This window comes from Flavobacteriales bacterium (assembly GCA_013214975.1).
In the GTDB taxonomy this organism is placed as follows: domain Bacteria; phylum Bacteroidota; class Bacteroidia; order DT-38; family DT-38; genus DT-38.
The window spans coordinates 1-10,131 of record JABSPR010000349.1 but is presented as its reverse complement, the minus strand read 5'-3'; the positions used below and the strand labels follow the sequence as shown (position 1 = coordinate 10,131).

The window sequence follows — 10,131 nt, the reverse complement described above, 5'->3', positions numbered from 1 at the left end:
GAATTAACGAGTTATCTCCAACAGCTGTAGTAAGAGATTGAATTTGTTAGAAAATCCGAAATCCGAAATCGTCCATGAATAATTGGCTTTTGGATCTATTCCATAGATAAAGAGAAAATTCGTACTCTTCGCTTTTGACTTGAGGAAGATCGAATAGCAACTCGATATGTTCCCATTCATTTTTCTCTTTTAGTAATTTTCTTAAATCGTGGGCTTGATAAAATATGTTCTCTTTGTTAGCAGCAACAGCTGCAACGAGTGTTATTTCATCAATTCCATTTTGTAAAAAGTCGGCACTAAAATAAAGCTTAGCCGCTCTACTAGTTATTACATCTAACTCAGTTGACTTATAGGCTATCCCATAGATGTCATCTTTTTTCAGAATTCCAGCGCTATCTCCCGTGGAATGAAAATTCGAAGTGTATACTACATTTTCCCATTTGTTATCTGGCTTATTTTCGAATGATACATTGGATTCAAATAATGGTTTTCTAGCGCCAAACTCAACGAAATCGCTTAATGTTTGATCTTCTATATTGTCGTCTAAAACACAAACGGAAATCTTACCATTATCGCCTAGTTTTTTAAGGCGCTTAAGTATTTCTGGATAATATTTAAAAATGTCAGAGACGAAAAATTCGTTTTGGATCACAACGAAATCAAAATTCCATTCAAGAGATTTGATTAGATTCTTTCTGCTCGTTGTAAGTAGGGGATAACCCTTTCTGTTCATTAATATAAATGGAATACTAGTCGTGTAAGCATCTAGTACAAGTATCTGAGCATTCTTAGGCACATTTAAAGAGTCGAGAAAAGCTTCTGAGTCTTCAAAGTTATTAGTTGTTGCAATAGTTCTATTGTTGTGGTGTATGGTCCTCCTTTTATCTTGAAGTTCTATTCCTTTTAATATTGTGGGATACGCGAAAAGAATAACGGCACCAATGGAAATATATTTACCCCATTTGGAAGTAGGCGTTGGGATTAAAGAAATCAATAGCAGTATTAAAAGAATAATTGGTACATAAAATGTGTCAAGAAAATAATAGTCGTGGTGGGTAAACTGTTTTAGCATTAATACTGAATATCCAAAGCATCCAATAATGTTGATGCTGATTAGAATAAATAAAGTCTGTTTCTCTTTTTCTAATGGTGCATTTATAAAGAGCCCGTATAGACCACCAATAATTATTGGAATAGATAACCAATAATGAAAAGATGTAAAATACTCAGTTAACCACCTATTCTTGATATTTCTAAAAATATCAAAAGCATCATTGAAGTCTGTGGCCGGCATCAGATTGCCTAGAAAAACGGATCCATATGTTTTGGATAAATAACTGTTGTATGCAAAGTACCCGATGATGGTCACTATGGATAAAACTATGGGTATAAGCTTCGTTTTTAAATCGTTTTCTTTTCGAAGAAACCGTAGAGCTTCTACGGACAACACTGCTATCAATGGAATTGCCAATGGGCTTCGACTTAAACTAGCTAGAGAGAGGAATATTAAACTTGTAACAAAGTCTTTGTGCGACGCATTATACAAGTGCTTAGAATAGAAGTAGAAACCGATGATTACGTTGGCAATACAAGGAATCGTTGGAAGGAAACCACTTTGGTAGTAAACAAAAACAGGGGAGGTAGCTGCGAAAACTGTAATGAGAAAGGACTTCCCTTCATCTTTGGTCAAAAGGAACGCAAGTTTAGAAAGCACAAACAATCCGAGAAACCCATATAGTAGAATGTAGCCCCTAAATATCCAAGGTGATTTATTTTCTGATATTTTCATGATTAAACCCGGAATGAAATCGTGGATTGGAAAATCTACTGAGGTGATACTTTGATTGGCTTCAACCTTCCAACCATTTATTTCTGTTGAGTTTTTGAGTAAAGAATAGGTTTCTGGTTTGAAAAAATTTAAATCATTATTGCCAAACCCAAGTGCTATCGCATACCTGTCTGCCTGAGTCCAGGCATGGACGTAAGTAGGGAATTCGTTGATGTATTTACCGTGAAGAAGATATCCTAACGTAAAGAGAAGAATGATTACAGATATGGATAGCTTGGTAATTCTCATTTATTAAGACAACTTTGATTCGTGATCAGTCTTTGTGAATTCCGAAATCGGTCCATTTCTTAGAATCAATTTCAAACGAACCTACCTTTTTCTTTTTAGAAATTAGTTTCTGAATAAGTTCTGTTATGTGAAAATATGTTTTAACTGGAATAGTATTAATTGCTTCAGGACTTAATATGTATAGGCCAACAAGTACCTTGATTGTTCTTTTGGGCTTTTCCTTCAAATCGATCACATCGTTGTTCTCATCAATTTCTAACACTCCATAACTTGATTCTGCTTCAATCTTAGTAAAGACTACTGTTATATCATTTTTAGCTTTAATATGATAATTGAGAATTTCTGAATAAGAAACATCTATTAAGACATCACAATTTGTAACGACAACAGGAGAAGTAAAGGTTTTGTCAATAAGGCTTAATCCTCCAATTGTTCCATGTTTTTCTTGTTCTATGATAAATTTAAATGTGTGTTCTTCTTGTAATCTTGTGTCAATATGATCAATGATTAATTGATGAAGATGGTTTAGGATAAGGTAGAACTCACTGGATCCCTGAGTAGCAAACGACGATATTATTTTATCAATAATTGGTTTTTTCTCGTGCTTTAAAAGCGCTTTGGGAAGGTTGTCTGTAAGCGGACTTAATCTAGATCCGATTCCTCCAGCCATTATTACTATTGGGATGTTTGAGTATATTTTGTTTTTTGCTTCCATTAACTATGGAGTTATACTTCTGTAGTGTTTTCTAGCAATACTTTAGGATTGCTCGTAAAGGCAGGAATAAGTTTTACACCTATATTTTTAATTATTCCAAACGTAATGTAGTAGATGCGAATTACGAGATCGGCGCATGCTACAAAAACGGAGAAGAAGTAGTATTTGAAGTTCCCGTAGCGTTTAAAAATGGCTCCTTGCTTAAGGAATATTGGAGAGAGTAACGCTAGGATCCATAAACTCTCGATAAAAAAAGAGGATATAACCAGGAGGTAAAAGCAAATTGATTTTACATAATTAACTTGATGTCTAAGTGCAAGAAGTATAGAGTTTTGAGCTATTACCTTGTTCGTTCTGTACGACATCGAAATGTCTTTTATATATATATTCCACCAAGCCTTAAACGATTCGTGACGTTCATGAAGTACGATAGCTTTCTCCGCTGGGGCCCATATTCTGTCTTTCCTTATTAAGAATGTAAATGCTGTTTCTTCTCCTCTAAATAAATTTTCGCAAAATCCGGCATACTGTTCAAAGACTTCTTTTCGAAAAGCCATATTAACACCATGAAGAAAATTTGGACTATCTACGCTTTTCATCGATTGTTTAAAGCGTGTCTCCTGTAGCAGCCGCGCGAAGGGATTTTTTGTATTCAGTAATTCTATTTTACCGCCACTGTAATCACATTTAGTTTTCTCAAAGACATCTACATAGGCTTCCAGCCAATCTAAATTAGCAACGGCGTCTCCATCAATAAACATGATGTAATCCCCATTAGATCTTTTTATCCCTTCGTTTCTAGCAATGGATAATTTGCTGTTTACTATTCGGGTAAGGTTTATCCTAGGAAATAGACCTTTTCTCTCTTTGATGATTTTTTGAACATAACTCGTGCAATTATCATTCGATTCATCATCGATAACGATAATCTCAAAAAGTTCATGACTATAAGTTTGATTGACAAGAGAATCTAGGCACTGCCTGATATACTTTTCCTCGTTGTGCATACACACAACTACAGAAGCGACAATATTCCTAGGTGTTTCCAAAGATTTACTTAGAGGTTAAAAGCTTGTGAAATACTCGTTGGTACCATGGTTTTTTGATAAGCTTGTTTGATGCGATTTTAGTTTCTACTATTGGATTTTCTATTCCGCAAAACTGAAGTATGTTCCTAACTCCTTCGTCCGTATTTAAATCGTCAGTAGGGAATACCCTTACATTATTCGGGAATTTTATGGATAGCTCATTCGCCGTTTTGTAGTACTCATCGTAATACATATTAATACCTTCTAATTTGTCATCGGTATCATACTTTGGATATCCCAAATCCCATTTAGCATCGATTGAATATTTGCTTCCATCATGAATACTCCATGGATTCCTGTTACCACTTTTTACAAAGTAACTGTTAACAGTTTGTTCTTTATCTCTTTGTAAACAAGGGAATTTAGCGTTTGAATCGATTTCTGTGAGGATATATTCTATATATGGCAAAAAATAAAAACCTATATCACCAGTAAAATTGTTTGCTTCTAATTTCTGGATGTGTGCTTTAATGGCAACTGGGTTTAACTCCCAAGGGATAGGGCCCTCGTATTCGTGTGTAAGGTGATGCCCTTTTTGTTGATCTAAAAGATTAGACAAGCTCTGTGTACCACAACGGCCTGTTCCTATTCCAAAAATCATACGTTTGCTATCTTTATGTTATAAAATCAAAGATAATTAAATAAACGGCTCCTGGATTTATGAAAATTCTATTATTGAATAATAGGTATCCCACAGAAAAAGATCCTCAGATTGCTTCTTATATCAAGAGAATTGAAGGTTGTTTGTCGGATAGTGGCAGCACTGTTCAGCTTCTTGTTAGCACCATAAATAAGACAAAGGGCGTGATGAAAATTATCGATGCCTTTACTTACCTCTTGCGCCTTGCCACCTTTCGGGATTATCAAAAGTATGATGTCGTATATATAAATCATTTTAATCTTTTGTATTCGGGCTTACAAAGGAAGACTCGTAAAATGAGAAAGGTTGTGATTCATTGGCATGGCAGTGAACTTCGAAATAATGTTGCTAGTCTGAAACGGATGAATGAAGGTATGAAGAAGGCTATTAGAGCTGATTTTATTCACATAGCTCCTTCCGAATATATTAAAAGGGGGATGATGGAGAATTTCTTAATTAAACACGAAAGAATAATTATTAGTCCGAGTGGAGGTGTCGACACCGAATGGTATAATGTAGAAAAAAAAATACTAGCTGGTGAGGTGCACTTAGGTTTTGCATCGTCATTAATTGCTGAAAAAGGCATTGAATTGATTTTGGCTTTCTTAGACTTAATTCCAGAAATAGAGCAGGATATGGGAATGAAGATTAAACTTCATGTAATAAATTATGGTTTCGAAAAAGACCGGTATCTGCCAAGACTAAGGGCTAGTAAGAAAGTAGTAGTGCATAAACCTTTTGAGGGGGAATCGATGAAAGAGTATTACGAACAAATACATATCCTCTTGTTTCCAAGTCATTCAGAAAGCCTTGGTTTGGTTGCTTTAGAAGCAATGAGTTGTAATATTCCAGTTGTTGGTAGCAACGTAACAGCAATCCCTGAATATGTGATTCCTGGTCAAACAGGAGAACTATTGAATGACATTTCTAATGCGAAAGAGTTAAGAGATAAAGTGCATCGATGTATTTCTAATTATTCTAATTATAATACGCGCACCCTGGTAGAGGATCTCTATTCTAGAATTAGTGTTGTTAAACTGTATAAGGAGTTATTCTAGTAGTAGACTACTTGGAATAAAAGCCATTCTATTCACAAGGTCATTCGTCACTTCAAGATCATCACAAAGACAACTCTTGTACATCTCGAGTTCAGGCAGGGGAGTCCAAGCCGCTTTGGCAAGTATTCCTTCCTTTTGAGATTCTCGTATAAATACTTCTTTACTAGATGTATTCTTAAATAGCAGAGCATTCATCCAGTAATTGGATTTGCAGTTGATAGGCTCTTGTATCAGCTCTGCCTCCAAATCCGAAAATGAATTTGTGTATTCCGACGCTAAATTTCTTTTGTTTTCGAGAAATTCATTAAAACGGTCTAATTGTGCACAGCCAACAGCAGCATGCAAATTCGATATCTTGCAGTTGTACCCGATTTTATCGTGCAATAAATTAATAGAATCTTCAACCTTGGCAACTTTCGCTAAATGAGAAATCGTATTATATAATTCTTCATCGTCTGTTACTATGGCGCCACCTCCTCCGGTAGTAAATAATTTATTCCCATTAAAACTGAATGCACCTGCTTTTCCAAACGTACCTACTTGTTGGTTGTTAAATGTAGAGCCAAATGCGGCTGCAGCATCCTCTAATACGGGTAGATTTACTTCTTCACAAATGGCTAGGATGTCTTCTATTTCGCAAGGGTGACCAAGTGTATGTACTGGAATACAAGCGGCAATGTTTTTACCTGTTTCTATGTTAAATGGAATTCCATCCTTTACATCAACCATTTCATTTAGAAAATTGAAAAGGTTGTTGGGAGCCATTCCGAGTGTCTGGTCATCAATATCCATAAATATGGGAGTCGCTCCATGATATGAAATAGCATTTGCTGTTGCAACGAAACTAAAGGACTGTGTTATTACCTCATCGCCAGGTTTAATATTAAGTCCAGCTAACGAAAGATGCAATGCACTAGTGCCACTATTTACTGCTAATGCATATTTAGCACCACTCAGTTCCTTTATTTTCTTCTCAAATAGATCGATATACTCGCCCGAATTAGAAATAAATGTAGACTCTAAACATTTCGTAACATTGTCTTTTTCAGCTTTACCTATAAGAGGTTCATGTAGAGGAATAATACTCTTAGAAGGATAGAGCTCTTTAATTGCACTTATTATCGCATTTGGCATAGTGAAAGAGCTTATTTTATAGAGTTGTGTTTAGCATGGGTGTCAAACCACCCAGGGAATCCCCAGTGTTTATTCATATATCGAACTATTTTTTTGCCGATATATGTATTCCTGAAAGGGCTTTTGTCTCCAAAGTTTTTATAACCGTCGAATATTTTTTTATAACCCTCGATTGACTGTTCTCTTGAAATCCAAGCGTCGGATAGGTCCTTTCCAAACAAGCCTGTGCTTCCTGAAATGAATGTTTCTCCTATGTAGTGGCCTTCTTCAGACGGATTAGGTTCTTGCTGTTTCGAGATTAATGCTTGGTTTACGTTTTGAAAGTTAGAATATCCGAGTTCTGAGAATAAATCAAATTCCTTAACAAGCTGATCGAAGTTTAGTTTTTCCGACTCGATAGAGATATAGGCTGGTTTCTCATCAAACTCCAGGAGTGCGTGCAAGCACACAGTATCCATTCCTTCGATGTCTATTTTTAAGTAGTGAGGTACTCCATATTTCCGCACACAATCGGCAAAGTTTATTTTCTGAACTTCAATAATAGTGCTCCCTGAACCAAATTGTTCATTGCGCTCAGCCCAGTCATCTACCACTGTTCCCCATACAGACTGTTTGCTGTTTTTGTAAAATTTTATCTTTTCATTGGCATCGTCACCCTCTTTAATAGTTACGATTGCACCTTCTACAATAGTAAGTTTCCCTTGGTCTATTTCGCTGGCGAACTTATCTCGACATGCGTTAGCTAGGTCTGGATCTGCTTCAAAAGAAATAACATTAAAGCCTTTTTTTAGATAATACGCAGTATCCTCACCCTTGTGCATACCTACGTCGTAAATCAAATTGCCTTGTCTTGTCATGCTTACTTTTATTTGATATCAAAGAAAGTTAAATAGTTGGGAGTTTGTACTATGAACAAGAGGTAAAACTCATTTATATATGATGTTTTATTCATTGTTAAATGGGTTTAATATCTCCACAATAAATAACTACGTTTGTTTTGATCATCAATTTAATTTCGTTACAGATTAAGTGAACCCAACATGATTTGCATTTATGCTCCTTCATTCAATTCTGTTTATCAGGCTTTAAGAAGATACATCGTTCGGGATATCAAATTAATTACTCGGAATAAGGGAATTAAAGATTTTGCCGCAAATAACTCTATTACTTGTTTCTATATTCCTGTAGAAACCGGGGATGGGAAAGGTATATCTGAGTCTTATAAGTTGGAGTTAGATTTGTTTACTAAACAGTTTTCAGGTGAAAAGATCCAATTTGGATTCTATGCTTATGGGATCTATGACCTTTATGTGTTACATCAATTAAGAAAGTCTAACTATGTTGTATTTAGCTTATTAGACCTGGTTCATAAAGATGTTAGTTTGTTTTCTCTTTGGATGTTAAGCGATTCTGGCCGATACCGATTTAAACAAAAGTTGAGGATGGAGAAACTATTGGGATTAGACCTCGCTTTGTTTAATGATGGAAGGAATTACCTGGTAGGAATGGGTATTAGTGAATTACAGAAAGAATTTAAAACTGTTGATGAGCCAGAAATTGATCCCACAATATTTAAACAGAACTGTGATAGTCTTTTAAAGGGAGTTAACGAATTTGAATGCGATGTGCTCTTTATCGATAATGGGTATGACTCAGAGAGTTATGTTAGCTCTGTTATTCATATTCTAGATTTTCTACAAGAAAAGGAGAAAAGGGTGGTTGTGAAAAAACATCCAAATATAGAATTGCACAAAGACTTGAAAAAGTTCACTGTTATAGATACAAGTCTTCCTGTTGAGTGTTATGCTAATTCGGTTAAGGAGTGTATGATAGGAGCTCATAGTGCCGCTTTGAATCATCTGTCGGAACATGTAAAGACAATCTCATTGATGAATTTGTACAACTCTACACATTTAAAATGGGAACGGACAATTAAGAAAAAACATCTATTGCCAAGTGTTTTTCTTGCCAAAGATTTAGAACATGCTTTAAAGCTTTGTTTGGAATAATCGAACCGCCTGTTCCCAATCCGATTTGTCATCAATATCAATACTAGAGTCTCTACTCATGTAGTAAGGTTGTGCGCCAATAGACCAATCTGGATTAGAAATATCTTCTGGAGCGAGAAAGAACATTGCTCCATTTAGGCATACTTCATTCCCCTCGGATATATTATTCAGCGTTCCATTGTACGCGAACCTAGGAAACTTACCTTCTCCCTTATAACAACTTACCATTGCACTTTTTTTATTCCATTCGGAATAGGCCTGTATAAGATCTTTTGTATTGCGAAGAGGGGAAGTCGGCTGTAACCAAAGAATACCATCATGGTTTTTTCCATATTTATCCCAAAGGTATTTGGCTAATTCTGAACTAGAAGTTTCACCTAGGGATAGGTTTTCCGGCCTTTGGTCAAATTCTACCTTAGCAGGAAGAGTAAGCTCTTGTTGGTTTTTATCTGAGGATAAAATAGTTCGAGATACAAAAGGGAGATCGAGGGCTTGTGCAACCGCCCTTAGATATAGAGGTATTCCTTCAAAGTCTGTGAAGTTTTTATCCGTGAGTCGTTGAGATCCTTGCCTGGCAGGAATAATGGCTAATAAGTTTTTCAAGTGTTTCTGTGCTTTTCGTGAAACGGATCGGTGATTTCTTTATTAGCTAACATATTTTTAATCTCTTCAATGCCTTGATCGACGTTTTTAGTGATCGTATAGCCGAGTTCATTTGTAATACGGTCGAAACAAACCTGATAGCTTCTAGGATCTTTTTCTTTATCAACGAATGCTATTTGGCAGTTTGGAATAACATGTTTTAGTTTTTCCGCGAGTTGTGCTTTTTGAAAGTTCTCTTTGTTACTACCAACATTAAAAACTCTTCTATTGGTTTTATTACGGTCACTTTCTATAATGAGGGAAATGCTCCGAGCAAGATCTTGCACATGGCAATATGGTCGCCAAAACTGTGGACCATAAATATGCAGCTCCTTCCCTAAGTGTAAATCTCGTGTGAATTCATTAATTGTGAGATCGAATCGCATTCTCGGAGAGATGCCAAATACAGTAGCGAATCGAAGAACGCAAGTATTCAGTGAGGTGTTACTATTGGCTAAAAGCAGCTTTTCGAAATTTACTTTCGATTCGGCATACAAAGAAACTGGATTAAGAAGCGAGTCTTCATGAACTATCTCATCGTCGTTCGTTTTTCCATAATTGCTACAGGTAGAAGAAAAAATAAATTGTTCCACATTGTATCGATTGGCGAGCTGAAGAAGGTATACCGAAGCTTTATCGTTTGTAGATTCGGCTTCAAGGGGAAGCGCCTTACAGGCAGGGTCTCCGACAATAGCGGCTAAATGAACTATGATATTGGGCTTTTCCTCTAGAAATATTTGATTCATTTTCTCTTTGTCTCTAATGTCG

General features: G+C 35.9%; 10 protein-coding genes. 2 read left to right on the top strand and 8 right to left on the bottom strand.

Features of this window, described 5'->3' with window-relative positions; translation table 11 throughout:
• Nucleotides 1-46: 46 nt before the first annotated feature.
• From HRT72_11345 to HRT72_11330, 4 genes are read right to left on the bottom strand one after another with little or no spacing between them, the layout of a single operon-like run.
• On the bottom strand, nt 47-2,077 hold the full coding sequence (locus HRT72_11345; GenBank protein NQY68298.1) for a glycosyltransferase family 39 protein: 2,031 nt from the start codon (nt 2,075-2,077) through the stop codon (nt 47-49).
• Between the two features lie 25 nt (nt 2,078-2,102).
• On the bottom strand, nt 2,103-2,792 hold the full coding sequence (locus HRT72_11340) for an NTP transferase domain-containing protein (protein NQY68297.1): 690 nt from the start codon (nt 2,790-2,792) through the stop codon (nt 2,103-2,105).
• Nucleotides 2,793-2,803: 11 nt separating this feature from the next.
• Nucleotides 2,804-3,841: a glycosyltransferase gene (locus HRT72_11335; GenBank protein NQY68296.1), complete on the bottom strand. Its 1,038-nt coding sequence runs from the start codon at nt 3,839-3,841 to the stop codon at nt 2,804-2,806.
• 4 nt (nt 3,842-3,845) lie between these two features.
• Nucleotides 3,846-4,481 (bottom strand): hypothetical protein, encoded by a 636-nt coding sequence (locus tag HRT72_11330; GenBank protein NQY68295.1) that lies wholly within the window; start codon nt 4,479-4,481, stop codon nt 3,846-3,848.
• 59 nt (nt 4,482-4,540) lie between these two features.
• Between HRT72_11330 and HRT72_11325 the strand changes: the two genes are divergently transcribed.
• Nucleotides 4,541-5,578, top strand: coding sequence for a glycosyltransferase family 4 protein (locus HRT72_11325; GenBank protein NQY68294.1), 1,038 nt, complete (start codon nt 4,541-4,543; stop codon nt 5,576-5,578).
• Here the strand turns inward: HRT72_11325 and HRT72_11320 are convergent.
• Together HRT72_11320 and HRT72_11315 are read right to left on the bottom strand one after the other, a co-directional pair.
• Complete coding sequence (locus HRT72_11320; protein NQY68293.1) at nt 5,570-6,712, bottom strand: LegC family aminotransferase; 1,143 nt, start codon at nt 6,710-6,712, stop codon at nt 5,570-5,572. The genes HRT72_11325 and HRT72_11320 overlap by 9 nt on opposite strands.
• Before the next feature lie 11 nt (nt 6,713-6,723).
• On the bottom strand, nt 6,724-7,569 hold the full coding sequence (locus HRT72_11315) for an FkbM family methyltransferase (protein NQY68292.1): 846 nt from the start codon (nt 7,567-7,569) through the stop codon (nt 6,724-6,726).
• Nucleotides 7,570-7,752: 183 nt separating this feature from the next.
• Here HRT72_11315 and HRT72_11310 point away from each other — a divergent pair, with 183 nt between their 5' ends.
• A complete protein-coding gene (locus HRT72_11310; GenBank protein ID NQY68291.1) occupies nt 7,753-8,721 on the top strand; it encodes a hypothetical protein in 969 nt (322 codons plus the stop codon).
• On the opposite strand, the gene HRT72_11305 is transcribed toward HRT72_11310, so the two are convergent.
• A complete protein-coding gene (locus HRT72_11305) occupies nt 8,701-9,324 on the bottom strand; it encodes a hypothetical protein (protein NQY68290.1) in 624 nt (207 codons plus the stop codon). The genes HRT72_11310 and HRT72_11305 overlap by 21 nt on opposite strands.
• Nucleotides 9,321-10,131: SDR family oxidoreductase (locus HRT72_11300; GenBank protein ID NQY68289.1), on the bottom strand; the 811-nt coding region annotated here is incomplete at its 5' end. The genes HRT72_11300 and HRT72_11305, both read right to left, overlap by 4 nt.

What these genes read in the sequence shown, in the direction of transcription:
- HRT72_11345 (NQY68298.1), bottom strand. Translation starts at nt 2,077, where the DNA reads ATGAGAATTACCAAGCTATCCATATCTGTAATCATTCTTCTCTTTACG.
- HRT72_11340 (NQY68297.1), bottom strand. Translation starts at nt 2,792, where the DNA reads ATGGAAGCAAAAAACAAAATATACTCAAACATCCCAATAGTAATAATG.
- HRT72_11330 (NQY68295.1), bottom strand. Translation starts at nt 4,481, where the DNA reads ATGATTTTTGGAATAGGAACAGGCCGTTGTGGTACACAGAGCTTGTCT.
- HRT72_11325 (NQY68294.1), top strand. Translation starts at nt 4,541, where the DNA reads ATGAAAATTCTATTATTGAATAATAGGTATCCCACAGAAAAAGATCCT.
- HRT72_11320 (NQY68293.1), bottom strand. Translation starts at nt 6,712, where the DNA reads ATGCCAAATGCGATAATAAGTGCAATTAAAGAGCTCTATCCTTCTAAG.
- HRT72_11315 (NQY68292.1), bottom strand. Translation starts at nt 7,569, where the DNA reads ATGACAAGACAAGGCAATTTGATTTACGACGTAGGTATGCACAAGGGT.
- HRT72_11310 (NQY68291.1), top strand. Translation starts at nt 7,753, where the DNA reads ATGATTTGCATTTATGCTCCTTCATTCAATTCTGTTTATCAGGCTTTA.